This is a genomic window from Kytococcus sedentarius DSM 20547 (genome assembly GCF_000023925.1).
In the GTDB taxonomy this organism is placed as follows: Bacteria; Actinomycetota; Actinomycetes; order Actinomycetales; family Dermatophilaceae; genus Kytococcus; species Kytococcus sedentarius.
The window spans coordinates 2,590,757-2,615,411 of the sequence record NC_013169.1 but is presented as its reverse complement, the minus strand read 5'-3'; the positions used below and the strand labels follow the sequence as shown (position 1 = coordinate 2,615,411).

At 72.3% G+C, this 24,655-nt stretch carries 26 protein-coding genes; 19 read left to right on the top strand and 7 right to left on the bottom strand.

The genetic code is table 11. From position 1 onward, the window contains the following. Positions 1 to 61: 61 nt before the first annotated feature. A complete protein-coding gene (nth, locus tag KSED_RS12420; RefSeq protein ID WP_115306704.1) occupies positions 62 to 862 on the top strand; it encodes an endonuclease III in 801 nt (266 codons plus the stop codon). Between the two features lie 38 nt (positions 863 to 900). After that, positions 901 to 1,539 carry an NUDIX hydrolase gene (locus KSED_RS12415; protein ID WP_015780427.1) on the top strand — a complete coding sequence of 213 codons (639 nt, stop codon included), beginning with the start codon at positions 901 to 903 and terminating at the stop codon, positions 1,537 to 1,539. Positions 1,540 to 1,612: 73 nt separating this feature from the next. Here KSED_RS12415 and KSED_RS12410 read toward each other — a convergent pair whose 3' ends face one another. Then, positions 1,613 to 2,080: a phage holin family protein gene (locus KSED_RS12410; RefSeq protein ID WP_015780426.1), complete on the bottom strand. Its 468-nt coding sequence runs from the start codon at positions 2,078 to 2,080 to the stop codon at positions 1,613 to 1,615. Positions 2,081 to 2,224: 144 nt separating this feature from the next. On the opposite strand from KSED_RS12410, the gene KSED_RS12405 reads away from it, so the two are divergent. The 12 genes from KSED_RS12405 to KSED_RS12350 all read left to right on the top strand — a co-directional run bounded on the left by KSED_RS12405 (position 2,225) and on the right by KSED_RS12350 (position 11,811). Next, entirely contained in the window at positions 2,225 to 3,091 is an 867-nt protein-coding gene (locus KSED_RS12405) for a Fic family protein (protein WP_015780425.1), read from the top strand. A gap of 334 nt (positions 3,092 to 3,425) precedes the next feature. Further along, entirely contained in the window at positions 3,426 to 4,433 is a 1,008-nt protein-coding gene (locus tag KSED_RS12400) for a siderophore ABC transporter substrate-binding protein (protein WP_015780424.1), read from the top strand. Further along, positions 4,430 to 5,428, top strand: coding sequence for an ABC transporter permease (locus tag KSED_RS12395; RefSeq protein WP_015780423.1), 999 nt, complete (start codon positions 4,430 to 4,432; stop codon positions 5,426 to 5,428). The genes KSED_RS12400 and KSED_RS12395 overlap by 4 nt, the downstream gene beginning before the upstream one ends. Further along, positions 5,421 to 6,521, top strand: a complete 1,101-nt coding sequence (locus KSED_RS12390) for an iron chelate uptake ABC transporter family permease subunit (RefSeq protein ID WP_015780422.1) — start codon at positions 5,421 to 5,423, stop codon at positions 6,519 to 6,521. Before KSED_RS12395 ends, KSED_RS12390 begins: the two co-directional genes overlap by 8 nt. Beyond that, entirely contained in the window at positions 6,518 to 7,273 is a 756-nt protein-coding gene (locus KSED_RS12385) for an iron ABC transporter ATP-binding protein (protein WP_015780421.1), read from the top strand. Before KSED_RS12390 ends, KSED_RS12385 begins: the two co-directional genes overlap by 4 nt. Before the next feature lie 125 nt (positions 7,274 to 7,398). After that, on the top strand, positions 7,399 to 8,118 hold the full coding sequence (locus tag KSED_RS12380) for a CpaE-like family protein (protein ID WP_041290963.1): 720 nt from the start codon (positions 7,399 to 7,401) through the stop codon (positions 8,116 to 8,118). Next, positions 8,115 to 9,251, top strand: a complete 1,137-nt coding sequence (locus KSED_RS12375) for a TadA family conjugal transfer-associated ATPase (protein ID WP_015780419.1) — start codon at positions 8,115 to 8,117, stop codon at positions 9,249 to 9,251. The genes KSED_RS12380 and KSED_RS12375 overlap by 4 nt, the downstream gene beginning before the upstream one ends. Beyond that, the gene (locus KSED_RS12370; protein ID WP_015780418.1) at positions 9,239 to 10,033 is read left to right on the top strand and encodes a type II secretion system F family protein; all 795 of its coding nucleotides are present in this window, start codon (positions 9,239 to 9,241) and stop codon (positions 10,031 to 10,033) included. The genes KSED_RS12375 and KSED_RS12370 overlap by 13 nt, the downstream gene beginning before the upstream one ends. Continuing rightward, positions 10,030 to 10,665 carry a type II secretion system F family protein gene (locus KSED_RS12365; RefSeq protein ID WP_015780417.1) on the top strand — a complete coding sequence of 212 codons (636 nt, stop codon included), beginning with the start codon at positions 10,030 to 10,032 and terminating at the stop codon, positions 10,663 to 10,665. The genes KSED_RS12370 and KSED_RS12365 overlap by 4 nt, the downstream gene beginning before the upstream one ends. 56 nt (positions 10,666 to 10,721) lie before the next feature. Beyond that, positions 10,722 to 10,928, top strand: a complete 207-nt coding sequence (locus tag KSED_RS12360) for a hypothetical protein (protein ID WP_015780416.1) — start codon at positions 10,722 to 10,724, stop codon at positions 10,926 to 10,928. Continuing rightward, the gene (locus KSED_RS12355; protein WP_015780415.1) at positions 10,928 to 11,326 is read left to right on the top strand and encodes a TadE family protein; all 399 of its coding nucleotides are present in this window, start codon (positions 10,928 to 10,930) and stop codon (positions 11,324 to 11,326) included. The genes KSED_RS12360 and KSED_RS12355 overlap by 1 nt, the downstream gene beginning before the upstream one ends. Continuing rightward, complete coding sequence (locus KSED_RS12350; protein WP_081439882.1) at positions 11,323 to 11,811, top strand: Rv3654c family TadE-like protein; 489 nt, start codon at positions 11,323 to 11,325, stop codon at positions 11,809 to 11,811. The genes KSED_RS12355 and KSED_RS12350 overlap by 4 nt, the downstream gene beginning before the upstream one ends. Positions 11,812 to 11,919: 108 nt before the next feature. On the opposite strand, the gene KSED_RS12345 is transcribed toward KSED_RS12350, so the two are convergent. The 6 genes from KSED_RS12345 to KSED_RS12320 all read right to left on the bottom strand — a co-directional run bounded on the left by KSED_RS12345 (position 11,920) and on the right by KSED_RS12320 (position 18,363). After that, a complete protein-coding gene (locus tag KSED_RS12345) occupies positions 11,920 to 12,462 on the bottom strand; it encodes a hypothetical protein (protein WP_015780413.1) in 543 nt (180 codons plus the stop codon). A 40-nt stretch (positions 12,463 to 12,502) separates the two neighbouring features. After that, entirely contained in the window at positions 12,503 to 14,845 is a 2,343-nt protein-coding gene (locus tag KSED_RS12340) for a DEAD/DEAH box helicase (protein WP_015780412.1), read from the bottom strand. 108 nt (positions 14,846 to 14,953) lie between these two features. Then, positions 14,954 to 15,754 carry an ABC transporter permease gene (locus KSED_RS12335; protein WP_015780411.1) on the bottom strand — a complete coding sequence of 267 codons (801 nt, stop codon included), beginning with the start codon at positions 15,752 to 15,754 and terminating at the stop codon, positions 14,954 to 14,956. Beyond that, on the bottom strand, positions 15,751 to 16,665 hold the full coding sequence (locus tag KSED_RS12330; RefSeq protein ID WP_015780410.1) for an ABC transporter permease: 915 nt from the start codon (positions 16,663 to 16,665) through the stop codon (positions 15,751 to 15,753). The genes KSED_RS12335 and KSED_RS12330 overlap by 4 nt, the downstream gene beginning before the upstream one ends. Beyond that, the gene (locus KSED_RS12325) at positions 16,658 to 17,611 is read right to left on the bottom strand and encodes an ABC transporter ATP-binding protein (RefSeq protein WP_015780409.1); all 954 of its coding nucleotides are present in this window, start codon (positions 17,609 to 17,611) and stop codon (positions 16,658 to 16,660) included. The genes KSED_RS12330 and KSED_RS12325 overlap by 8 nt, the downstream gene beginning before the upstream one ends. A gap of 47 nt (positions 17,612 to 17,658) precedes the next feature. Then, a complete protein-coding gene (locus KSED_RS12320) occupies positions 17,659 to 18,363 on the bottom strand; it encodes a GAP family protein (RefSeq protein WP_015780408.1) in 705 nt (234 codons plus the stop codon). Between the two features lie 98 nt (positions 18,364 to 18,461). Here KSED_RS12320 and KSED_RS12315 point away from each other — a divergent pair, with 98 nt between their 5' ends. From KSED_RS12315 to KSED_RS12295, 5 genes are all read left to right on the top strand, one after another. Beyond that, positions 18,462 to 19,082: a TetR/AcrR family transcriptional regulator gene (locus tag KSED_RS12315; protein ID WP_015780407.1), complete on the top strand. Its 621-nt coding sequence runs from the start codon at positions 18,462 to 18,464 to the stop codon at positions 19,080 to 19,082. An 87-nt stretch (positions 19,083 to 19,169) separates the two neighbouring features. Then, positions 19,170 to 19,763 (top strand): LemA family protein, encoded by a 594-nt coding sequence (locus tag KSED_RS12310; protein WP_015780406.1) that lies wholly within the window; start codon positions 19,170 to 19,172, stop codon positions 19,761 to 19,763. Then, positions 19,760 to 20,746 (top strand): DUF3137 domain-containing protein, encoded by a 987-nt coding sequence (locus KSED_RS12305; RefSeq protein ID WP_015780405.1) that lies wholly within the window; start codon positions 19,760 to 19,762, stop codon positions 20,744 to 20,746. The genes KSED_RS12310 and KSED_RS12305 overlap by 4 nt, the downstream gene beginning before the upstream one ends. Positions 20,747 to 20,766: 20 nt before the next feature. Continuing rightward, complete coding sequence (locus KSED_RS12300) at positions 20,767 to 21,597, top strand: PIG-L deacetylase family protein (protein WP_015780404.1); 831 nt, start codon at positions 20,767 to 20,769, stop codon at positions 21,595 to 21,597. Beyond that, on the top strand, positions 21,594 to 23,162 hold the full coding sequence (locus tag KSED_RS12295) for a DUF7059 domain-containing protein (protein ID WP_015780403.1): 1,569 nt from the start codon (positions 21,594 to 21,596) through the stop codon (positions 23,160 to 23,162). Before KSED_RS12300 ends, KSED_RS12295 begins: the two co-directional genes overlap by 4 nt. Positions 23,163 to 24,655 lie beyond the last annotated feature (1,493 nt).

Sequence of the window (24,655 nt, the reverse complement as noted above, 5' to 3'; positions counted from 1 at the left end):
CACGCCTCACAGCGGGCCCGGGAGAAGCAGCCCGTCGTGCCCCCCACCTATCGTGGTGCCGATGAGTGCGCCAGCGGCCGCCCCGCCCCCCGAATCGGACCTCGCCCGGACCCGCCGGGCCCGGAAGATGTATCGCGTCCTGGTCGAACGACACCCGGATGCCGAGTGCGAGCTGGACTTCCGCAACCCCTTCGAGCTGCTGGTGGCCACGGTGATGTCCGCGCAAACCACGGACGTAGCCGTCAACGCGGTCACCCCGGGCCTGTTCGCCCGCTACCCCGATGCGGTGTCGCTGGCCGCCGCCGTCCCGGCCGAGGTGGAGGTGCTCATCAAGCGCACCGGCTTCTACCGTGCGAAGACGCGCTCCATCATCGGCCTGGCGCAGGCCCTCGTGGAGCACCACGCCGGCGAGGTGCCCCCACGGATGGCCGAGCTCGTGAAGCTGCCGGGGGTCGGGCGCAAGACGGCGAACGTGGTGCTGGGCAACGCCTTCGACACGCCGGGGCTGACGGTCGACACCCACTTCGGGCGCCTCGTGCGCCGGATGGGGTGGACCGCCGAGACCGACCCGGTGAAGGTCGAGCACGCCATCGCCGAGCTGATGCCGCGCAGGGAGTGGACGAACCTCTCCCACACGCTGATCTTCCACGGGCGGCGCGTGTGCCACTCGCGCCGCCCGGCGTGCGGAGCCTGCCCGGTGGCGCGCTGGTGCCCCTCGTCCGACACGGGTGTGACCACCCCGAAGCAGGCGTGGTCGATGGTCAGGGGCGAGGTCCCGGTGGAGTTCCTGCCGCCGGACGAGGCCCTCCTGCCCCCGCGGGTCCGCGACCAGGAGCCTGTGGACGGCCGGGTGGTGCTGTGAGCGGGGAGCCGGTGGACGGACCCGAGGGAGGCCGGGGGGTGCCCGCCCCCGGCTGGGTGAGAGCCCTGCAGGGCCGCATCGACGCCGCCGCGACCGGTGAGCTCACGCGCCCCCTGGCCCGGCCAGCTCGGGGGCTCGAGGTGCCGCGCTCCCGCCGGGCGGCCGTCCTGGTGCTCGTGGGGCCGGACGGCATCGTCCTCACCCGCCGCTCCTCGCGCCTGAGCTCGCACGCCGGCCAGGTGTCCTTCCCCGGGGGCGGGATCGACGCGGGGGAGGACGCCCAGCAGGCCGCCCTGCGGGAGGGGCAGGAGGAGGTGTGCCTGGACCCCGCCAGCGTGCACGTGGCCGCGCACTTCCCGGAGCTGCCGGTGGCGCCGAGCTTCCGCCCCGTGACCCCGGTGGTGGGCTGGTGGCGGGAGCCGCACCCCATCGGCGTCGGGAGCGAGATCGAGGTGGCGAGCGTGCACACGGTGCCCGTGGACGAGCTGGTGGACCCCGCCCACCGGTTCACGGCGCGGCTGCCGGGCTTCGACCGCACGACGCCGGGTTTCGCGGTCGACGGGCTGTTCGTCTGGGGCTACACGGGGTGGCTGCTGTCCACCGTGCTGCAGCTGGGCGGTGTGGACCGTCCGTGGAACACCGACGACGTGCGTGAGGTGCCGCCCGACTACCGCTGAGTCGTGACACGCCGAAGGCGGCCACCCCGGTGGGGTGACCGCCTTCGAGCAGCCGTCGGGTGACGGGCCCCGGTCAGCGACGCGGGGTGGTGGCCTTCGGGTTCGCGGCGTCGGTCAGCGTGTGCTGGGTGCGCTGGGCGGCGGCGATGGCCTGCTCCGGCTTGCCCTTGATCTTCTTCATCTGCGCCATGCCGAACAGCGCGCCGACGATCGTGATGAGCAGCAGCACGCCGCCCACGATCAGGAAGGCGGCCCAGGTGGGCAGCACGGTGGCGATGCCCCACGCGGCGGCGAACAGGAACATCATGAACGCGAAGACGCCGAAGAAGGCCGCGATGCCGAAGCCGATGCCGGTCTTGACGCCCTTCTGCACGTCGGCGTTGATCTCGGCCTTGGCCAGCGCAATCTCATCGCGCACCAAGGACTGGGCGTTCGTGGTCGCGTCGCTGACGATCTGGCCGATCGTGCGCTCGCCGTCGGTCACGGTGGTGCGCTGGGGACCCTGCGTGGAATGGTTGGTCGTGGAGGCCTGGGTGGCCATGACTGCTCCCGTCGTCGGTTCGTCGTTGCTGCTCAGTCTGTCTCTGATTGTGCGGGTTCACGGTGCTCCGCGCCACCCGTCGCCCCGAGAGGTGCTGTGTCTCACGATGCCATGCCCGCCCGTCGCGTCCCTAGGCTGGTCCCCATGATCTCCCTCTCTGTGCCCTCCTCGTCCCACCCGTTGTCGGGACTGCTGGACCTCCCGGGCGTGCGGGCGGGGGCCGACGCCGCCCGTGATGCGTGCACCCAGCTGCGCTGGCACGAGGGCCTGCGGCGGCGTTCCGCGGAGTGCGCCACGGAGGCGCGTGTGCACGGCGCGTGGGCCTCGGCCTCGCTGGAGGGCGCGGAACTCCCCGTCTCCTGGGTGCGGGAGGCGATGGTGGGGGTGCGCGACTGGGGGGACGACCCGGACCCGGTGGAGGCGGTCGTGCGCGGCGCGATCCGTGCCACCGAGGAGGCCGCCCACCTCGAGTCGTTGGTCGCCAGCTCGCCCAGCCAGGTGCTGGCGCGGCTGCACACCGCGGCAGCGCAGGGTCTGGTGGACGACGACGCCCTCGGCCGCCCGCGCCGGGAGGGCGAACAGGTGCCGGAGTTCACGGAGATCGGGCCCCTGCCGCCGGTGGAGGTCGTGCACGCCCGCCTGGCCGGGTTGCGCGACGTGCTGGCGGCCCCGTCGATGGTGCCCGCCGTGGTCGTGGCGGCCGTCGCCCACGCGGAGATCGTCACCCTGCGCCCCTTCGTGCGCGGCAACGGGCTGGTGGCGCGGGCCGTGCAGCGCGCCGTGGTGCGCTCGCGGGGCCTCGACCCGATGGGGGTGGCGATCGTCGAGGCCGGCCACCGCCCCGGGGGTGGCATGGAGTACCTGGGCGCCCTGACCGCCTACGCGGGGGGTACCCCGGACGGCGTCGCACTGTGGGTGCGCCACGTCTGTGACGCCGTCGTCGGCGGCGCGCGGGCCGGGGAGCGGGTGGCCGATGCGGTGCGCGCCGGGCGGCTGCCGCAGGTCGACTGAGGGCGCCACTTGCATTTGCCCGGCACGGGGTGCATCATATTTCCAGCGCGCTCCCTTCGGGTTGAGCGCGCGGCGCACCTGCCTTTCCCCCCCAGGGCATGGCGCGCCGAAGGCCCCAGCTGCCCCCCCGGCTGGGGCCTTCACTTTTTCCCGGGAGGTCCAGGGGGTCCTGACGTCCTGCTACCCCGGCTCTGTCCGCCCGGTCTCCGCGCCCCGTCGAGGGTCTGCGGCAGTCGGCGCCGGCTGGTCGGGTGGGGGGTGACGAGCATCGCTTAGGTAAGGCTATGCTCCTCTCGGCATCCCGACAGCAACCGTTCGCCCGAAAGGCCACACCATGCAGCGTTCCCACCTGACGCGGGGGTTCGTCCTCCTCTCCGTCGCCGCTCTGTCCGTCAGTGCCTGCGGGGCCGATGAGTCGGCCGAGGCCGGGAGCGGCTCGGGTTCCGGGTCGGGTGACCAGGCCGCCGGCACGGTCAGCATCGAGGACAACCACGGCACGCAGGAGGTCACCACCCCGCCGGAGAACGTGGTGGCCACGGACAACGGCATCTTCGAGACGCTGGACGCCTGGGGTGTGAAGCTGAAGGCCGCGCCGCAGCAGCTCGTGCCCGAGGGTCTGGACTACAAGACCTCGCAGGACGTGGTGGACCTCGGGTCGCACCGCGAGCCGAACCTCGAGGCCGTCGTCGCCGCCGAGCCGGACCTGGTGCTCAACGGTTCCCGCTTCGCGCAGTTCAAGGGCGACTTCGAGAAGCTGGTGCCGGACGCCACCATCGTGGAGCTCGACCCGCGCGACGGCGAGCCGCTGGACGGCGAGCTCAAGCGCCAGACCACGGCCCTGGGTGAGGTCTTCGGGAAGACCTCCGAGGCCGAGGAGCTCAACAAGGCCCTGGACGCCGAGATCGAGCGGGTCAAGAAGGCCTACGACTCCGAGCAGACCGTGATGGGCCTCATCACCTCTGGCGGCGAGCTGGGCTACGTGGCCCCGGGCAACGGCCGCACGCTCGGCCCGTTGTTCGACATCCTCGGGCTGAAGCCGGCCCTCGAGGTCGAGGGCGGCAGCGAAGACCACCAGGGTGACGACGTGTCCGTCGAGGCGATCGCCGAGTCCAAGCCCGACATCATCCTGGTGATGGACCGGGATGCCGCGGTGGCCGCCGACGAGGAGGGCTTCCAGCCCGCCGCCGAGATCATCGAGAAGTCCGAGGCCCTCAAGGACGTTCCTGCGGTGAAGAACGGCCACGTCTACTACATGCCCAAGGACACCTACGTGAACGAGGGCATCCAGACCTACACCGAGTTCCTCAAGACCATCGCTGACGGCCTGGAGGACACGGCTTGAGCGACGGCACCACGCTCGACCAGACGGCCCCTGCCCCTCGGGACAAGGGCCGTCTGGTCGACCCCTGGCTCCTCCTGGGCATCCTGGGTGTCGCCGTGCTGCTCGTGCTCTCCCTGTTCACCGGCGTGGTCGACGTGCTCGACGGCAGCGCCCTCGGACGCGAGATGTTCGGCATCACCCGCATCCCGCGCACCGTCGCCCTGGTGCTCGCCGGCGCCGCCATGGCGATGTCCGGGCTGGTGATGCAGATGCTCACCCAGAACCGCTTCGTCGAGCCCACCACCGTGGGGACCACCGAGTGGGCCGGGCTGGGTCTGCTGCTCATGCTGCTGCTGTTCCCCACCTCCGGCCTGTTGCTGCGGATGGTGGGCGCCATCACCATGGCCTTCATCGGCACCATGGTGTTCTTCCTCTTCCTGCGGCAGGTGAAGCTCACCTCCTCGTTGGTGGTGCCGATCGTGGGCATCATGCTCGGGGCGGTCGTGGGGGCGGTGACCAGCTACATCGCACTGGCGAACGACGCGTTGCAGAGCCTCGGGGTCTGGTTCGCCGGCAGCTTCACCTCCGTGCTGCGGGGGCAGTACGAGGTGCTCTGGGTGGTCGCGCTGGTGGTCGTCGCGGTGTTCGTCGTGGCCGACCGCTTCACCGTCGCCGGCCTGGGCGAGGACGTCGCCACCAACGTGGGCCTGAACTACCGCGCCGTGATGCTGCTGGGGACGGCCCTGATCGCCGTGGCCACCGGGGTGGTCACCGTGGTGATCGGCAACCTGCCCTTCCTGGGCCTGATCGTGCCCAACATCATCTCGATGTGGCGCGGGGACGACCTGCGCTCCAACCTGCCGTGGGTGTGCCTGCTGGGCGTGGCCATCGTGACTGTCTGCGACCTGCTGGCGCGCACCCTCATCGCGCCCTTCGAGCTGCCCGTGTCGGTCATCCTGGGCGTCGTCGGCGCGGCGGTCTTCATCGGCCTGCTTCTGGGGAGGCGACGTGTCTGAGCTGACTGCCCGCGCCGGTGTCGAGGACGTCTCGACCTCGCCGGCCGACGCCCACAGCGCACCCCGCGCCAGCCAGCGCTGGCGGGGCCCGGTCAGCGGGTCCGGCCCGTTCCCGAGCGACCGCGACCGCACGCGCTATGCCGTGGTGATGGCCGTCCTGGGCGTGCTCGCGCTGGTGATCGGCGGCGGCCTCGTGGCCTGGGACAACCCCCTGCCGTACGGGAGCCCCGGGTTCTGGCGCATCGCCGAGCTGCGGGCCACCAGCCTCGTGGTCATCGTCGTGGTCGTCATCTGCCAGGGCACAGCGACCGTCGCCTTCCAGTCCGCGGCGAACAACCGCATCATCACGCCGTCGATCATGGGCTTCGAGGCGCTCTACGTGGCCATCAGCACTGGCGCGGTCTACTTCATGGGGGCTGCCGGCATCGTGGCCCTACAGGGGTGGCCGCAGTTCGCGCTGACGGTCCTGCTCATGGTCGCCTTCTCGATGGTGCTGTACGGCTGGTTGCTGACCGGCCGCCGCGGCAACATGCACGTCATGCTGCTGGTCGGCATCGTCCTGGGCGGCGGGCTGGGCTCGCTCAGCGCGTTCATGCAGCGCCTGCTGACGCCGAGCGACTTCGACGTCCTGACGGCCCGGCTGTTCGGCTCGGTGGCCAACGCCGACGCGTCCTACCTGCCCCTGGCCATCCCGCTGTGCGCGGCGAGCGCCGCGGCCCTGTGGTGGCGCAGCCGCCGGCTCAACCTGGTGGGCCTGGGCCGCGACGTCTCCACCAACCTGGGCCTCGACCACCGGCGGGAGGTGCTCATCACCCTGTTCCTGGTCTCGGTGCTCATGGCCACCTCCACCGCCCTGGTCGGCCCACTGACCTTCCTGGGCTTCCTCGTGGCCATGCTCAGCTACCAGCTGGCGGGCACCTGGGACCACCGGTACGTGCTGCCGATGGCGGGGCTGCTGGGCTTCGTCGTGCTGGGCGGTGCGTACGTGGTGCTCAAGCACGTCTTCTACGCCGAGGGGGCGGTCTCCATCCTCATCGAGGTCGTCGGGGGCTCGGCCTTCCTGTTCATCATCCTGCGGAAGGGAACGTTGTGATCGAGGTCAGTGGGGTCCGCAAGGACTACACCAGCGAGGTCCGCATCGGGCCGGTGGACGTCACCATCCCCACCGGTGGCATCACGGCGCTGGTGGGGCCCAACGGCGCCGGCAAGTCGACCCTGTTGACGATCATGGGCCGGTTGCTGGGCAGCGACGCCGGGACCACCAGCATCGGCGGGTTCGACGTCGCGCGTACCCCGTCCAAGCAGCTCGCCAAGGTGGTCTCGGTGCTGCGGCAGGAGAACCACTTCATCACCCGGCTGACGGTGCGCCAGCTGGTCGGGCTCGGCCGCTTCCCGCACAGCGGGGGCCGGCTGACGGCCCGCGACGAGGAGCTGATCGACCAGTCGATCGCCTTCTTCGACCTCACGCCGCTGCAGGGCCGCTACCTGGACGAGCTCTCCGGCGGTCAGCGACAGCGGGCGTACGTGGCGATGGTGCTCTGCCAGGACACCGACTACCTGCTGCTGGACGAGCCCCTGAACAACCTCGACATGCGCCACGCGGTGGTGATGATGCAGCACCTGCGCCGGGCCGCCGACGAGCTCGGGCGGACCATCGTGATCGTGCTGCACGACATCAACTTCGCCGGCCACTACGCCGACCACATCTGTGTGATGAAGGACGGCGCGGTCGAGGAGTTCGGCAGCCCGGACGAGATCCTGCGCGACGACCTGCTCTCGCGCGTCTTCGAGACGCCCGTGACCTGCATCGACGGCCCCCAGGGGCGCCTCGCCGTCTACTACTGACGCCGTCGGCCGGGCCCGATGGGGTGAGCCCGGGTTGAGTTGTCCCCGCACCGCTCGGGCGCTCGTCCACAGGGTCGGTCGAGCTGCCCGGTGGGGGGTGGTGCGCAGCCCGCATCGTCGTGGTCATGACGGCACACGTGATCGGCATCGGAGCAGCGACCGGCGGCCTGGGGGCATCCACCCTCGCCGCGGCGGTGGCCCTGCGGGGCGCCTCGACCGGGGCGCGCACGGTGGCCGTGGACACCTCCCGCTGGGGCACCGCGTTGGCGGTGGCGCTGGGCATGGAGTCCGCCCGCGGCCTGCACTGGGAGGACCTCACCCGTAGTGACGGGGACCTGCCCGGTGACGAGCTGGTGGCCGCCCTGCCCCGGGCCCACGGGGTGCACCTGCTGGCGCGCGACGGCATCGGGGAGCAGACCTGGGCCGACCTGCCCCGGCAGGTGGTGCACCACGCACGGCGGGCAGCCGCCGGGGTGGCGGACCTGGTGGTGGTGGATCTGCCGCCGATGGGGTCGCCGGACTTCCTGGGCTGGGCCAGCTGGTGCCACCAGCTGCGGGTGCTGGTGGGCGACGCGCCCGGCACCGTGGCGGTGTCCCCGGCCCTGCGTGGTGCCCTGGGGGTGGTGCCGGGGCGGACGGCGCTGCTGCTGCGCGGTGGCCGGCCCGCCCGGGGCCTGGTCGACGCGGTCCAGCAGGTGGCCGGGCACCCCGTGGCCGGGTCCCTGGCGCAGGACCCCTCGGTGGGCCGCTGCGAGCTGGTGGGGAGCCCGGTGGGCTCCGTGCCCGGCCCGCTGCAGGAGCTCGCCGACGAGGTGCTGCTCACCGCGGTGGAGGTGGCGGCATGAACGCCCCGCAGAGCATCCGCCAGCAGATCGCGCACGGTCGCTCCCCCGACCGCGAGACCGTCGGGGAGGTCGCCGGTGCGCAGCGGTTGCGGCTGGGGGACCGGGGGGTGCGTCAGCGCGGTGAGCGGCTGGGGCGCCAGGTCCTGGGGGCTGGGCCGTTGGAGCGGGTGCTGGCCGAGCCCGGGGTCACCGACGTGCTGGTGAACGGCACCGAGGGGGTGTGGGTCGACCGCGGGCGCGGGTTGGAGCGCGACACCACCCGGGTGGGCTCCGCCGAGGAGATCCGGGCCCTGGCCGTGCGGCTGGCAGGTCTGGCGGGGCGTCGGCTCGATGACACGGCTCCCTGCGTGGACGGCCTCCTGCCCAGGGGGATCCGGCTCCACGCGGTGCTGCCCCCGCTGGTGGACGGTGCAGCGCACCTGTCGCTGCGCGTCCCCCGCGAGGTGGTGCCCAGCATCGACGAGATGCTGCGGCTGGGCACCGTGGACGAGCTGGGTGCCCGGGTGCTGCGGGCCGTGGTGGAGCAGCGGTTGGCGTTCGTGGTCTCCGGGGGCACCGGCAGTGGCAAGACGACCCTGCTGGCCACGCTGCTCAGCCTGGTGGACCCCGCGGACCGGATCCTCGTGGTCGAGGACGTCCGGGAGCTCGCGGTGCAGCACCCCCACGTGGTGCGGATGCAGTCCCGCTCGGCCAACGTGGAGGGGCGCGGCGCCATCGACATGACGCACCTGGTGAAGCAGTCCCTGCGCATGCGTCCCGACCGGGTGGTGGTGGGGGAGGTGCGAGGGCCGGAGATGCGCGAGCTGCTCTCGGCGCTCAACACCGGCCACGAGGGGGGTTGCGGCACCTTGCATGCCAACGCCATCGAGGACGTGGTGGCCCGGTTCGAGGCGCTCGGGGCGCTGGCGGACATGACGCCGGCCGCCGTGCACGCCCAGCTCGGCAGCGCGCTGGACTGCGTGCTGCACGTCAAGCGGCTGCCCGAGCGGCGCGTCCTGGCCCAGGTGGGGGTGCTCGTGGCCGGCGAGGACGGCCGCGTGCGCGCCTTGCCGGCCATGGACTTCCGGGCCGGCGGGCTGCGCCGCGCGGCGGCCTGGGACCGCCTGCAGGACCTGCTGGGGTGGTCACGGTGACCGCCGTGGTGGTGGCCTCGCTGCTGGCGGCGGCGCTGCTGCTCTGGCCGGCCCGTGCCCGGCACGAGGTGGCGGTGGGCCTGACGGAGCTGCCCCGCCGGCGGGCCGAGCTCGAACGCAGGGAGGCCACGACCCGGTCCCTGCGGGGAGCCCTGGCGGCCGACCCCGTGAGTGCTGCGGGGTCGGGTGTGCGCGGGGTCCTCGCGCTGCTGCGACAGCGCCTCGGGAGGGTCCGCGTGACCGACGACGAGGTGCTGCGGCTGCTGGACGGCCTGGCCGCCGCCCTGTCCGCGGGTCTCCCGCCGGCTGCGGCCCTGCGGCTGGTGGCCGACTCCGGGCCCGCCGTGCCCTGGCTCGAGCCGGTGCTCGGGGCCGGGGAGCAGGGCGGCCTGTTGGGCGCGTCGTGGAAGCAGGTGGCCGCGGGGCACCAGAGCGTGGCTCTGGAGCAGGTGGCCAGTGCCTGGGCGCTCTCCGAGCGGTCCGGGGCCGCGCTGGCACCCGCCGTGGCGATGGCGGCCGAGACCGTGCGCCGTCAGCGGGAGAGCCGGCAGACCGCCCAGTCGGCCGCCTCGGGCGCCATGGCGTCCATGTACATGCTCTCGTTGCTGCCGCTGGTCGGACTGGCCGGCGCCGGAGCGCTGGGGTGGTCCCCGCAGGAGCTCTACCTTCAGCAGCCGCTGGGCCTGGTGAGCGCGCTGGCCGGGGTGGCCCTGCTGGTGGTCGGCTGGCTGGCCTCCCGCCGGCTGGTGGCACTGGCCCTGCGCGGGGAGGTCATCCGATGACGGCCACCGTGTGCGCCATGGCCCTCACGGCCTGCGCGATCTGGCTGGTGTGGCCCGCCCCCACGGCGGCGGGAGGTGAGCGCCTGGGCCGCGGTGACAGGGCGGGGTCCACGGCGTCCGGCGCCGGAGCGCCTGCGCACCCGCGGCGTCGCCTGCTGGGGCTGCTGCCGCCGCGGGCGCCGAAGCCGCCCACGGCGGACGTCGACGACCTGGCCGCGGTGCTCGACCTGATGGCGCTCGCCCTGGACTCCGGGTGCGCCGTCACCGACGCCCTCGAGCTGGTGGCCGACGAGGTCCCCGAGCCCCTGGCCGGGCACCTCCGCCAGGTGGTGGCCGCCCGCCGGTGGGGAGTCACCGGTGCCGACGCCTGGAAGGGACTGCCCTCCCAGTGGGGACCGGTCGCCCAGGCCCTGACGCTGGCGCAGCTGGCCGGCGCCCCTCCGGCGGAGACCATCCGCCGCGCCGCGGCCGACCTGCGGCGCGACCGGCGGGCCGCCCTGGAGCGTGCGGCCGCCCGCCTCCCGGTGTTCCTGGTGATCCCACTGGGCACCGTCTTCATGCCTGCCTTCGTCCTCATCGCGGTGGTCCCGCTGGTGGTGGCGCTGGCAACACAGACCCTGGGTCACGCCTGACCCGGTGGAAGGGGGGCCCACCACCCGGGTGGGTCCACGACAGAAGGAGAAATCCCATGCAGAACAAGATCACCCGCTTCGTCCAGCCCCGCCTCGAGGGCATGCGCGCCGGCAACGAGAAGGGCATGGCGGTGGCCGAGTACGCCATCGGCATCTTCGTCATCGCGGCCGTCGTGCTGCTGGGCATGCAGGCCATGGAGGACCTGGTCCCGCGCCTGATGGGCGAGATCATCCGCTCGGCCTTCGGCAAGTTCGGAGGCTGATGACCGTGCACCGTCGAGGTCTCCGCGACTGGCGCGCCCACAGGGCCGGCCGGAGCGGCGAGGGAGGCTTCACCTCGGTGGAGCTGGCCATGGTGATGCCGGTGATCGTGCTGGTGCTGGGCATGGCTGTGACCGCGATGGTGCTGGTGGTCGACCTGCTGCAGGTCACCGACGCGGCCCGGGTGGGAGCCCGGGCCGCGTCCCGCGGCGAGTCCGGCATCGAGGTCCGCCGGCAGGCGTACGCCCTGGCCCCTGACGGGGCCGACGTGGACGTGCGGCGCCGCGGACGGTCGGTCACCGTCACCGTCTCGTCCCGGGCGCGTGGCCCGGCCGCCTGGTTCCCGGGCCTGCACCCGGACTCCTCGGCCACCGCGCGCCTCGAACCGGGGGTGCGATGAGCACGCCCCACCCGCCGGCCCCGGTGCCCGGGGCGGGGTCGGCGGTCCCCTCCGGGGAGTCCACGGAGCGGGGTTCGGGGTCGATGGTGGCCGTGCTCATCGGCATGGTCCTCATCGCCCTGCTCGCTGCGGGTCTCACCGCCGGCCAGACCTGGCGGGCGGCCTCCCAGGCGCGCACCGCTGCGGACCTCTCGGCGCTCGCGGCCTCCGGGGCCACGGCGCCCACGGCGCTCCTGCCGGTACCGCCGTGCGTCACCGCGGGCCTGGTCGCACGGGAGAACGGTGCCACCCTGGTGTCGTGCACCGTGCGGGACTTCGACGTCACCGTCCGGGTGGCCGTGGACTCCCGCACACCGTTCGGTCCGGCCATCGGCCAGTCCACGGCGGGACCCCGGCCGCAGGACGGCCCGCGCAAGAAGCCGCGGGGCACACGGCCCCCGCCGCCACCCCGGGGCGAGCTGCCACCGCCCCCACCAGGGCGGTGACGGTCACGGGGCACCCGGGGGCGGTGGTCACCGCCGCCCGGGCCCCAGACGTCCGTGGGGCACCCGGATCACCGGGTGCCCCACGGGCACGTGCGCGCTCTGCCGGGCTCAGGCGCCTCGGCGCGGGTAGGGGTCCTCGTCCGTGCGCGGGTCGGTCCGCAGCGGCTCACCCGGCTGCGCCGGGCGCGGCTCCTGGTGGTCCTCGTAGCGGGGGGCCTCGTCACGCCCCGGGCGGTCGTCACGCAGGTCACCACCGCGCAGGCCGTCGCGCCCCGGAGCCTGGTGGTCCTCGTAGCGGGGAGCCGCGTCGCGGTCGGCCGGGCGGTCGGCCACGTGGTCCTCCCGCAGGCCGCCGCGGTCGGCGGGGCCCGCCACGGCCGCCTCGCGCTGGCCGCGTGCCTCACGGGCCTCGCGCTCGAGCTCCTTCTCGCGCTTGCGACGCTTGGCGCTGGAGCGCAGGCCGAGAGACATCAGCCACAGGCCCAGGCCTGCCGCGGCCAGGGCGCCCATGCCGCTGAGGAACAGGGTGAGCACCGGCATCGTGGTGCTGACGTTGAGCGCCTCGATGGTGGTGGAGCCGTCGGCGCCGGTCACCACGTAGAGGATGAACAGGACGGCGAGCACGAGGATCAACAGGCCGATGATGAGCATGGGTCGCCTTTGTGAGGGGGACGGTGCGGGCGGCACAAGACTACTGCGCCGACCACTGTGCTGCGAGGACCTGCAACACCCTCACGGCGCCCTCCTTGGAGAGTGGCTCGTTGTTGTTCCCGCACTTGGGGGACTGCACGCACGCCGGGCACCCCGCGTCGCACGGGCAGCGGCGCACCGCATCGAGGGTGGCCTCCACCCAGGGACGGCGCGCGGCGAACCCGCGGTCGCCGAAGCCCGCCCCGCCGGGGTGGCCGTCGTGGACCATCACGGTGGGCAGGCCCGTGTCCGGGTGGAGGGGGGTGGAGACCCCGCCGACGTCCCACCGGTCGCAGGTGGCCACCAGCCCCAGCATGCCGATGAGGGCGTGCTCCGCCGCGTGCAGCGCACCCGGCAGCTCCACCTCATCGACCCCGGCGTCGGCAAGCACCTCGGGGGTGAGGGTGAACCACACCGACTGCGTGGGCATGGTGCGCTCGGGCAGGTCGAGTGGGTGTTGCCCCAGCACCTCCCCGGAGGGCAGCAGGCGGCGGAAGGCCGTCACGTGCGTGCGCACCAGGACGTCCCCGACGGACCACTCCACGCCGTCGCCCGGTGCCCGGTCGCGCACGGCCGTGACGTCGAAGGCCTCCTCGGTGACCGCGCGCGTGATCCACCCGGGGTCACCCTCCACCACCGTGGCCACGCCGTCGTCCAGGTCGAGCTCGGTGACCACGTGGGTGGTGCCCTGGTGCAGGTACACCGCGCCGGTGTGGACCGTGGAGTCCGCGCGGCCGGCGTCGATGGTGCCCAGCACCCGGCCGGTGCGGCTCTCCAGCAGCTGCAGGGTGCCGGCCATGCCGCGGAGGTCCACCAGGCCGTGGGGACGCTCGGAGCCCGCCCAGTACCAGCCGGTGGGCCGCTCGCGCAGCATCCCGGCGCGGACCAGGGAGTCGCGCACCAGGGCGGTCCCCGGCCCGAACCACAGCGAGTCGGCCTCCGTCAGCGGGAGCTCCGCCGCCGCACAGGCGAGGTGCTCGGCCAGGACCCGCGGGTTGGAGGGGTCCACCACGGTGGCCTCCAGGGCGCCGGAGAAGATCCCCTCGGGGTGGTGCACCAGGTAGTGGTCCAGCGGGTTGTCGCCGGCCACGAGCACGGCCAGCGCGGGCTGCCCCGAACGCCCCGCGCGCCCGGCCTGCTGCCAGAAGCTCGCCCGCCGCCCGGGCCACCCGGCCATCACCACCGCATCGAGCCCGGAGACGTCGATGCCCAGCTCCAGGGCCGTCGTCGCGGCCACCCCCCGGAGCGTGCCGTCGCGCAGCCCCCGCTCGATGGCGCGACGCTCCTCCGGCAGGTAGCCGCCCCGGTAGGCGGCGATCGCGGGGGCCCCGGCGGCCCGTGCGTCCCCCTCGGCTCCGGTGCCCCTGCCGGTGCCCGTGAACTCGAGCTGGTCGGCGACCACCCGCGCGGTCACCTCCGCACCCACGCGCGAGGTGGTGAAGGTGAGCACCTGGCGCCCCGCCTCGATCAGGCGCGCGCTGATGCGGGCGGCTTCGGTGAGCGTGGAGGGGCGGCCGTCCCCCGCCTCGGGCTGGGGGTCCCACAGGGCGTAGGTGACCTCCCCGCGGGGGGAGCCGTCCTGGGTGACGGCCTGCACCGGGGCGTCGAGCAGGCGGCTGGCGTGGTCGGCCGGGTCGGCGACGGTGGCCGAGGCGAGCAGCACGGTGGGCTCGGTGCCGTGGCGGCGGGCGATGCGCAGCAGGCGCCGCAGCACCAGCGCGACGTGGGCACCGGGCACCCCGCGGTGCACGTGGCACTCGTCGACCACCACGTAGTGCAGCCGGCGCAGGAAGGCGCGCCACCGCTCGTGGCCGGGCAGCAGCGAGTGGTGCACCAGGTCGGGGTTGGTGAGCACGTAGTTGGCGTGCTGGCGGGCCCAGGTGCGTTCCTCGGTGGGGGTGTCGCCGTCGACCACCGCCGCGCGGATGCCGGGGACCATCCACCGCTCGACCGCCGCCAGCTGGTCCTGCGCCAGGGCCTTGGTCGGTGCGAGGTACAGGGCCGTGGCCCCACGGCCGGTGACGTGGTGGGCGCCGTCGGCCAGCGCGGAGAGCACGGGCAGCAGGTAGGCCAGTGACTTGCCCGATGCGGTGCCGGTCGCCACCACCGTGTGCCGCCCGGCGTGGGCGTGCTCGGCCACCTCGGCCTGGTGGGACCACAGCTGGTCGATGCCGGCCCCGGCCAGGGCTGCTTCGACCTGCGGGTTGAGCCAGTCGGGCAGCGGCGCGGTCACCGCATCACGAGCGGGATGGGTCTCGGTGTGGACGAGGCGGTCGGTCAGGCCCCCGGTGGTGAGCAGGGACAGCCAGTCCTCGGGGGACGTGCTGTGGGGTGCGCCGGGCATGGCCCCATTGTCCGCCACCGCCCCTTGGCCGGCCCCGCGCCGCCCCTGACCACACTGCTGCAGGCGGTGGCGGCGGTGGCGGCGGTGGGGCGGCCGGGTGTCGTCAGGTCAGCGCAGGAACAGCGTCCGCAGCCGCACCGCGGCGAACCAAATGCCGAACACAGACATCGCGACGAAGTACAGCGCGTGTCCGGCCACGGCCCACGTGAGCTCGCCGAAGGCCAGGTGCCGCATCAGCTCCACCCCGTGCCACAGCGGCAGGGCCTTCACCACCCACTCGATGGGCGTGGGAAACACCTCCACCGGGAACAGCGTGGCGCTGAACAGGAACATCGGCAGCAGCACCAGCTGCACCAGGTCCATCTGCTGGAAGCTCTTCAGGTAGCTCGTCACCGCCATGCCCAGTGCCGCGAAACCCAGCGCGATGAGCAGCGCCACCGGCACCATCAGCACCGCCCACCACGAGGTCACCAGCCCCATCGCCGTCATCACGCCCATGAACCCCAGCGCGTACAGCAGCCCCCGGATCAGCGCCAGCACGATCTCCCCGGCGGCCACGTCCAGCGGCCCCAGCGAGGTCTGCAGCATGCCCTGGTAGAGCTTGGCGAAGCGCAGCTTGAAGAACACGTTCCAGGTGGAGTCGTAGACCGCCCCGTTCATGGCCGAGGTCGCCAACAGCGCCGGGGCGATGAAGGCCGCGTACTCCACGGTGCGCCCACCGGGCCCCTCCACGTCGCCCACCAGACCGCCGAGGCCGTAGCCCATCGCCAGCAGGTACAGCACCGGCTCGAAGAAGCCCGAGACCATCACCAGCCAGTTCTGCCCGGCCATCACCTTCAGCCCACGCTCCACCACGGCGCGGATGTTGCCGCCGTACAGGCCGCCCACTCGGTTCGTCGGCGCGCTCACGAGTTCAGCCTCCGCTCGAAGATCCGCCGGGCCACCAGCAGTCCGATGAGGGCCAGCGCGGCCAGGAAGCCCACGTGCAGCGCCGCCCGGGCCCAGCTGAGATCGGAGGAGTAGGCCGCCCAGCGGGCCAGCTCCGTGCCGTGCCAGATGGGGGAGATCCACCCGATCGGTTGCAGGAACCACGGCATGCTCGACAGCTCGAAGAAGGTGCCGGCGAACAGGAACATCGGCATCACGATGAAGCGCTGCACCATCGCGAACTGGTAGCCCTCGGACTCCAGCGACGCCGCGTAGGCCAGCAACGGGGCGCCGAAGGCTGCGGCCGAGAGCACCGCGATGGGCACGCACAGCCACGCCCAGGGTGAGCTGATGGCGCCGAAGACCCACATGATCCCCAGGAAGATCGCCGCCTGGGCCACGAAGCGCAGCATCACGCCGGCGAAGTGCCCCTCGGCGATCTGCTGTGGCGTCACCGGGGTGGCGTGCGGCCCGTGGTACAGCCGCTCCCACTTGAACCCCGCCATCACCGGGTAGGTGAACTCCCCGGCCGCGGACATGACGATGGTCGACACCAGCAGCGCCGGCGCCACGAAGGTCAGGTACTCCACACCGTCGACGCCCCCTGCCCCGGCATCCACCAGCGTGCCCAGTCCCACACCGAGGGCCACCAGGTACAGCAGCGGCTCGGCGATGGCGTAGACGAGGATCGACTGCGCCCACGCCCTGGCAGTGATCAGCCAGTACTCCACGTGGTACCACCAGCCCCAGCGCCGCGCCCGGCGCGCCATCTCGGCCGGGGGTGGCACCCGCCCGGAGGACGCCAGGTGCCGCAGGCTCACGAGGTCGTCGCCGGCGCTCGATGCGGTGTGCCCGCCGGCCGCGGCCGGCCCCGGTGCGCGGTGCTCAGTCAACGAGGGTCCGCCCGGTGAGGTGGAGGAACACGTCCTCCAGCGAGGAGCGACGCACCAGCGACGTGACGGGCTGAAGCCCGCGGGAGGTCACCGCATCGAGGGCGGCCTCGGCGTCGTCGGCGTAGAGCAGGATGCGGTCGGGCAGCACCTCGGTGCGCTCGCCGAGCGACTCCAGCTGGCCCACCACCTCGGCGTTGCGGTCGGCGCCGAAGCGCAGCTCGAGCACCTCGCGGGTGGAGTAGGTGCGGATCAGCTCGCGGGGTGAGCCCTCGGCCTTGATGGTGCCGTGGTCCACCACGATCAGGCGGTCGCACAGCTGCTCGGCCTCGTCCATGAAGTGGGTGGTGACCACCAGGGTGACGCCCACCTCCTTGAGGCGGAACAGCCGGTCCCACAGCACGTGGCGGGCCTGCGGGTCCAGACCGGTGGTCGGCTCGTCGAGCAACAACACCTTCGGCTCGTTCACCAGCGAACGCGCGATGGTGAGGCGCCGCTTCATGCCGCCGGAGAGGTCGTCGACCTTGCTCTTGGCCTTCTCGGTGAGCTGGGCGAACTCGAGCAGCTCGTCGGCCTTGGGGCGCAGGTAGCTCCACGGCAGCCCGAAGTAGCGGCCGTAGACCATCAGGTTGTCGCGGGCGGTGAGCTCGGTGTCGAGGTTGTCCTGCTGCGGCACCACGCCCAAGGTGGCGCGCACCTCCGGGCCGTGGGTGTCGGGGTCGAGCCCGGCCACCTCCATCGTGCCGCTGGTGCGGTTCAGGGTGCCGCCGATCATCCGCATCGTCGTGGACTTGCCGGCACCGTTGGGGCCGAGCAGGCCGAAGGACTCACCCGGGGCGATGTCGAAGTCGATGCCGTCGACGGCCGCGAAGTCGCCGTAGGTCTTGGTGAGCCCGCGGGCGCGGATGACGGGGGCCGATGAGGAGGCGGGGGACGAGGGGGAGCTCACCTGCGCATCGTGGCACGGGCCTGCGACAACCTCCACGGAACTGCTGGTCAGCCCATCAGGCGACCGATGCCCTGCAGTGACAGGACCACCCCGATGATGCCCACCACCCAGCCGGCCTCCCGCCCGGCGTTGCGGTCCAGCCAGCCGCCCACGCGGCCCAGTGCTCCGTCCAGGCGGTGCCCGAGCGCGGTGCGGGCGGCCACCAGCAGCAGGGCGGGCAGCACCATGACCAGGCAGTAGCCCGCGAGCACCGCCAGTCGCGCGGGTACGGACAGGTCAGAGCCCAACAGCAGCCCGATGGCGCCCAGGTAGGGCAGCATCGACGCCGCCTCGATGAGCCCGGAGACCAGGGCGACGGCCACCACGGTGCGCGCGTCGGCATCAGGCCCGATGGCGTGTCGCATCCAGTCCTTGAGCCGTGCCGCCCTGCCCCCCAGACCCCCGGGGAGGGTGATGGTGCCGTCCACGACGTAGCTCAGGGCCACCAGTGCGAGCCCCCCGACGATCCAGGTGATGGGGTGACTGAGCCAGTCGGGCCAGCCGCCCAGGGCTGACAGGGCGGTCTGGCCACCCAGCATCAGGGCCACACCGAGCACCCAGTAGAACGCGGCGATGACGGCCAGATGGGCCAGCACGCGGCGGCCGGCTCGGGCGTGCGCGAGCAGCGCCAGCACGGGCAGCACGAGGGTGCCGAAGCTGGTGCTGTCGAGCAGGGCGAGCCCGGCGAGGGCCACGAAGCCGCCGATGTCCACGATCTCTCCTTGGAAGCACAGGTGTGTCGGAAGGAGTGTGCGGGTGCTCCGTTGCGTGTGTCAACACAGGTGTGCTGCTTCCGTGGCACGATGGGGGCGTGCCCCGCCTCGCAGACCACGCCGAACGCCGCGCCGCCCTGGCCGATGCGGTGTTCGCGGTCGTGGCGCGTGAGGGGCTGCGTGGTACCTCGGTGCGCACCATCGCCGCCGAGGTGGGGTGGTCACCCGGTGCGGTGCGGCACTACTTCTCCGCCCAGCACGACCTGCTGGCCTTCGCCATGGAGGAGATGGACCACCGCATCGCGGCCCGGGTCATGGACGTGATCACGTGGGACGGGCCGGGTGAGGAATGCGCCCTGGAGTTGTTGGAGCAGCTGCTCCCGCTGGACGACCTGCGCCGGCAGGAGGTGGCCGTCTACGTGGAGTTCGTGGTGGCGGGGCGGACCGACGAGCGATTGCGCCCGGTGGCGACGCGCGCCTGGCAGGGGGAGCGGTGGCTGGTGCGGGCGGCCCTGGCCCAGGCCCTGGGTCTGGACTCGCCCCAGGAGGCCCAGACAACCCTGCCCGCCGCCGCCGAGGGGGCAGTGCCCGGACTGCATGCCGTGGTGGACGGGCTGACGCTCAGCGGAGTCGGTGTGCCGCAGGAGATGGACGCGGCCGCCCTGCGAGCGGTGTTGCGGGAAGCCCTGGCGGCCGCCGTCGCCCGCGCCGCGGGCTGAGCAGCGGGGCGGGCCGGCTGGGACGGGGGCGTCCGCTACCGTGCCAGCACACCGGGGTCACCGTGGCCCGGTGGGAGGGAGAAACCCATGGAACCGCCCGTCCTCATTGGCCTCGTCGTGCTGGCGCTGCTCGTGGTGCTGGTCATCTGGCTGTACAACGCACTCGTGCAGGCGCGCAACGCCATGCGCCAGGCCAAGCACGGCATCGAGGTGGCCCTCACCCAGCGCCACGACCTGCTCACCAAGCAGATGCAGGTGGTGCCCGCAGCGGTGCAGGCCGAGCGGTCCTTCCAGGAGCGCGTGGTGGAGCTGCGCCAAGCGCGACCCGCCGAGGGGCAGAGCGTGCCGCAGCTGGAGCAGGCCGACCGGGCCATGGATCGCGCCCAGGGGGCGGTGAACGTGACCGCCGAGGCCTACCCGGAGTTCCGCGCCAACGCCTCGTTCGTGGAGTTGCAGCAGGCCGTCACCTACACCGAGGAGCAGTTGGCCGCCGCGCGGCGCAGTTACAACGGGGCGGTGGCACGCCTGGACGACCGACGCCAGATGTTCCCCTCCAACATCGTGGCCGGCATGTTCGGCTTCGGGACCGAGCCCATGTTCCGGGCCAGCGACTCCGAGCGCCAGGACGTGGACCTCTCCGGCCTGGGTGACCAGGTGGGTGGCGGGGGGAGTCGCGGGTGATCCGCCTGCCCGAGCCGGCTGACGTCATCGATGCTGCCGGCGTGGACCCCGAGTCCTTCCGCGCCGAGCGGGACCGGGCGGGGCGGATGGGGCGCTGGCTGTGGATCGTCGGCGGGCTGATGGCGGCCGCGCTGCTGGTGCTGCACTTCTCCGGCATGACCGGCCGGGTGGGCCTGGGGCTCATGGTGCCGGGGTTCATCGGCGGGGTGTTCCTGCTGATCGTGGTGGTTGCCGCCGGCAGCATGGTGGTCTCCCGCAGGCAACAGCCGGTGGTGGACCGTCTGAACGCCGAACTGGTGGTTCCGGTGCTGCGCTCCTACGCGGCGCAGATCGACCGGTTGAACGGCACGTCCGGCAGTGAACTGCACCTGGAACGCGCGGAGCCGCAGTGGGTTCGCGCCGTGGAGGTGGTGGACACCGGCGACCGCGTGCGCACCGACGACGCCCTGGTGGGGGTGCTGGCCGGCGAGCCGTTCATGGTGGGGGAGTACAAGGTCACCGAACGCCGGGGCACCAAGGACAACCGGCGCACGGTCACCCTCTTCCACGGCACCGTGGCGCGGGTGCGCACGGCCCGCCCGGTGGCGGCGCCGCTGCGCATCGTGCCCCGGGGCAAGGAGAACTTCAGTGGGGCGGGCCTGTTCTCCGGTGGTGGGATTCCTCTGGAGAACCCGGCCATGGGGGACGGCTTCAAGGTGTTCACCGACACCCCGCAGGACGCGTACTTCGTGCTGCCGCAGACGGTGCAGGAGGGATGGGTGATGGTGGCCCAGCGCCACGGTGGCGCCATGGGCCTGCGCGCCGAGGGCGACCAGTTGCTGGTGGCCCTCGACCACGGAGGCAACGTCTTCGACGTGAGTCTGCGCTCGCGTGAGCCGGTGCGGACCTGCCTGGAGAAGATCGTGCACCAGGTGAACGACACCGTGGAGGCCGCGTCCCTGTTGGGTGCCTGGGGTGGGCGGATGGAGCGTCCCCGCCTCTGAGCCGTGGGACGATCAGGCGCGTGACCGCATCGAGCACGCCCGCCGCGCCCACGGGCCCCCTGACCGTCGTCTTCCTGCACGCCCACCCCGATGACGAGGCGTCCCAGACCTCCGGCTCGCAGCGCCTGCTGGCCGATGCGGGGCACCGCGTGGTGGTGGTCTACGGCACCAACGGCGACCACGGCATCGTGCCGGAGGACCTGGCGCCCGGTGAGACGGTGGTGGACCGCCGCCGTGCGGAGGCCGAGGCCTCGGCGGAGGTGACGGGCACGCAGGCCGTGCACTGGCTGGGCTACGCGGACTCCGGCATGACCGGCTGGGACCAGAACGCGCACGAGACCTCCTTCCACAGCGCGGATGCCGCCGCGGCGGCGGTGAAGCTGGCCGCGGTGCTGGATGCGGACGACGCCGACGTGCTGGTGACCTACGACTGGCACGGCGGATACGGCCACCCGGACCACGTGAAGGCCCACCAGGTGGCGCACCTGGCGGCCGACGCCGCGGCCCGCCGCCCGCGCCTGCTGGAGAGCACCATGAACCGGGACCGCCTGAGGGCGAGCTTCGAGCTGGCGCGCGAGGCAGGGATCGACGACATGGACCCTGACGCCCCGGCCGACGACGGCAACCCCTTCGGCGAGCCCGAGGCGAACATCCACTGGGAGGTCGACACCTCATCGGTGCTGGGTGCCAAGCGCGCGGCGCTGGAGTGCCACGCCAGCCAGACCAGCGACGTGGGCTTCATGCTGGCGCTGCCCGAGGAGGCCTTTGCGGCCTGGTTCGGCACGGAGTTCTACATCGAGCCCGGGCGTGAGCCGGGCCTGGTGGCCGGCCGCTGGTGGGAGGTCGCGTGAGCACCCCCGCGCAGACCCCCGTCCCGCATCGCCACCCCTCGCCGCCGGCCCCGCGCCGGGTGACTGATGACGGCGAGGACCTGACGCCCCTCATCGAGTCCCTGCGGGCCGACCTGGAGGCCGCCGACTACACCATCGAGGGCATCGGGGCGGCCGTGGGCGAGCTGGCGGCCGCCGCCCTGCACCGCGACCAGCCGCTGCCGGCCGACCGGGCGACCTGCGACCGCACCGAGCCGGTCGCGCTGCTCACGCGCCTGTTCGGCCTGGGCCTGACTCTCACCCCCGATGAGGTGGCGCTCGCCCTGCCTCGCACGCGCGCCGAGGGGCTGGCGACGCTGGGGCTGGCCCGCATCGAGGGCGATGGGGTGCGCGCCGTGGTGGACCTGCGCCCCCACGCCACGGAACACGACTCCTGGTGGGTGGTCTCCGACCTGCCGGAGCTGCAGGCCGGCGGTGGGCCCCTGCCCGAGGACCACGTGCTCGGCATCGGCGGGGCGAGCGTCACCCTGGCGGCGTGGACCCCCCGGCCCGAGGTGGCGCGCGCGTTGGACATCGGCACCGGATGCGGGGTGCAGGCTTTGCACCTGACGCACCACGCCCAGCGCGTGGTGGCCACGGACATCTCCGAGCGGGCGCTGGAGTTCGCGCGCTTCACGTGCGCGCTGAACGGGGTGGAGCTGGACCTGCGGCACGGGTCGCTCACCGAGCCGGTCGCGGGCGAGGAGTTCGACCTCATCGTGAGCAACCCGCCGTTCGTCATCACCCCGCGCACCAAGGGGGTGCCGGTGTACGAGTACCGCGACGGTGGGGTGGAGGCCGACGGCATCACGTCCGGGCTGATCGGGCAGGTGGCCGCGCGGCTGGCTCCCGGGGGCATGGCGCAGATGCTGGGCAACTGGGAGATCGGGCCCGATGAGGACTGGCGCGACCGGGTGCGGCCGTGGCTGGCGGGGCTCGGCGTGGACGCGTGGGTGGTGCTGCGCGAGGTGCAGGACCCCGCCGAGTACGCCGAGACCTGGGCCCGCGACGGCGGCCACACCCCGGGGGACGGCCAGTACGAGGCCATGTACGGCGCGTGGTTGGACGACTTCGCGGCGCGCGGCACGGCATCGATCGGGTTCGGGGTGATCACCCTGCATCGGCCCGAGGTCGAGCGGGAGCCGTGGATCGCGCTGGACGAGGCGCGCGGGCAGGTGGACGCCGCGATGGGGCCGCACGTTCTGGCCGGCGTGCGGGCGCGGACCTGGCTGGCGGAGCACTCCGACGACGAGCTGTTGGACATCGCGTGGCAGTACGCCGATGACGTGACGCAGGAGCGCTACTACGCCCACCCGGGCGATCCGGACCCGCAGGTGGTGCTGATCCGGCAGGGCGGTGGGCTGCGGCGGGCGTTCCAGGTGGACACGGTCACCGCGGGGCTGGTGGGCGTGTGCGACGGCGACCTGACGGCGCGCCAGGGGCTGGCCGGCATCGCGGTGTTGACCGAGGCCGACCAGAGCGACCTGGCCCGACAGGTGCTGCCGGTGCTGCGGGACCTGGTGGCCGACGGGCTGCTGGTGCGCTGAGGGGGCGAGGGGGGGGGCACGGCGACAAGGTCACAATCGTGTATCACTCTGGGGGGGGGGTTGACCCCAACGAAGCATGTCGGTTGGTTGGGGGGTACCGATTGCAAGCAACCACGACGGGAAATGTGTATGTTCTACCTAGGGTACGATGCGTCTTGTGGAACCTGCCGAGCAGTTGCGCTCGCGGCGCAGGAGGCGGCAGGTGGGAGCCTCGAGATTGAGCCGCTGCAGTCGCGCCGGATGCTTGATTGGCATCGCACAATTGGGCGTGTTCCCGTGTTCGAGCCGACTTTGGTTCAGGTGCATGGAGGAACGGTCTCCGGAATGTGGCATGGGCGGGCTATGGGTGCCCTGCTCGTGAAGGAGTTTGGTTTCAAAGCAGGTCTTCGGATGGCAGAAGCGCTCAGAGGTGGCGTAACACTCGGGGCTGCGGCGACGTCCAGGCGAACCTTCATGTCCCGAGTCGCCTTGGGGGGCTGTCCGCGGGGGCTCTATTCATGATCAGCCCAGCTAGGGCAATGGCAGGGCCACGAGGGGAAGTGGCGGGCGCGGGTCGAACGCTGAGTCGCCAAGAAGTGAGGCAAGTCTCTCATTCCGAGGCGCTCACAGAATTGGCTGGACGATTCGCCACCAATCCTGATTTATCAAACGTGGTAGCGTGGAATGTGGCCTCTCCGCCAGTAGGACGGTCAAATGGTGAGGGAGGTATGCTGCAAGCGCTGGAGCGAACGAGGAAGTCGCGGGCGACCGATGCATCAGGGGTGGGTGGCTTAGTCGCGATTGATGAAGTTGATTTCAATTCCCCGCAAGGCCTGGTTGGCGTCGCAGCGATGAGGATTGTGGATCGTGGCAACAGCCTGGTGCTTTGGAGTCCGGCGGAACAAAGCATGGTGATTACCGTTGAGGTCCCAGAGGGTGTAGACGGGGCAATCTCATGGTCCGTGCGCTATCAGCTTTGGGGTTCATCACTGGATGAACTGGAGTATCAGGAGGTGGCTCGCAGTCAGAACGGCGAAATGGTGCGGAGTGCGCGACCTGTCTCGACGGGGGTTGGCATCATCCCGATGGACCCCCCATACTCGAACAAGTGTGGCCCCGGATGTTGCGCGAACGGCCCTGGGGGATACGGATACGAGGTCGGGGGGAGTTGCGTCAGCAGAAATGTGTACTCGTGTCTCGCGAAAATAGCTGCTTACACGTCTTGTCTCGCGTGCCGCATGCCCAAGATGAGTTGGCCGCAATTGATTTTTTGCGTTTCGGTCTCGTGCCCATGGATGTTTGGAAAATGCTGCACTGCGAGAGAGAAGCCACACTGCCGCCGGTGCAGGTGTCGATTCACGAGGTAGTGGCCGACGGGCCAGTTAGCTTACCGGAGGGAGTTGTGTCTTGACTAGTGCCAGTCCGCATGAGAAACGAGAGAGTCCGCAGCTCTGGGGATTCATTATCGCTGGAATTGCATGCAGCTTCCAGTTGATAAATTTAGGAATGGCGCG

What these genes read in the sequence shown, in the direction of transcription:
- KSED_RS12345 (WP_015780413.1), bottom strand. Translation starts at nt 12,462, where the DNA reads ATGCTCATCATCGGCCTGTTGATCCTCGTGCTCGCCGTCCTGTTCATC.
- KSED_RS12375 (WP_015780419.1), top strand. Translation starts at nt 8,115, where the DNA reads ATGAACGCCCCGCAGAGCATCCGCCAGCAGATCGCGCACGGTCGCTCC.
- KSED_RS12310 (WP_015780406.1), top strand. Translation starts at nt 19,170, where the DNA reads ATGGAACCGCCCGTCCTCATTGGCCTCGTCGTGCTGGCGCTGCTCGTG.
- nth (WP_115306704.1), top strand. Translation starts at nt 62, where the DNA reads ATGAGTGCGCCAGCGGCCGCCCCGCCCCCCGAATCGGACCTCGCCCGG.
- KSED_RS12405 (WP_015780425.1), top strand. Translation starts at nt 2,225, where the DNA reads ATGATCTCCCTCTCTGTGCCCTCCTCGTCCCACCCGTTGTCGGGACTG.
- KSED_RS12340 (WP_015780412.1), bottom strand. Translation starts at nt 14,845, where the DNA reads ATGCCCGGCGCACCCCACAGCACGTCCCCCGAGGACTGGCTGTCCCTG.
- KSED_RS12350 (WP_081439882.1), top strand. Translation starts at nt 11,323, where the DNA reads ATGAGCACGCCCCACCCGCCGGCCCCGGTGCCCGGGGCGGGGTCGGCG.
- KSED_RS12355 (WP_015780415.1), top strand. Translation starts at nt 10,928, where the DNA reads ATGACCGTGCACCGTCGAGGTCTCCGCGACTGGCGCGCCCACAGGGCC.
- KSED_RS12400 (WP_015780424.1), top strand. Translation starts at nt 3,426, where the DNA reads ATGCAGCGTTCCCACCTGACGCGGGGGTTCGTCCTCCTCTCCGTCGCC.
- KSED_RS12365 (WP_015780417.1), top strand. Translation starts at nt 10,030, where the DNA reads ATGACGGCCACCGTGTGCGCCATGGCCCTCACGGCCTGCGCGATCTGG.
- KSED_RS12380 (WP_041290963.1), top strand. Translation starts at nt 7,399, where the DNA reads ATGACGGCACACGTGATCGGCATCGGAGCAGCGACCGGCGGCCTGGGG.
- KSED_RS12410 (WP_015780426.1), bottom strand. Translation starts at nt 2,080, where the DNA reads ATGGCCACCCAGGCCTCCACGACCAACCATTCCACGCAGGGTCCCCAG.
- KSED_RS12360 (WP_015780416.1), top strand. Translation starts at nt 10,722, where the DNA reads ATGCAGAACAAGATCACCCGCTTCGTCCAGCCCCGCCTCGAGGGCATG.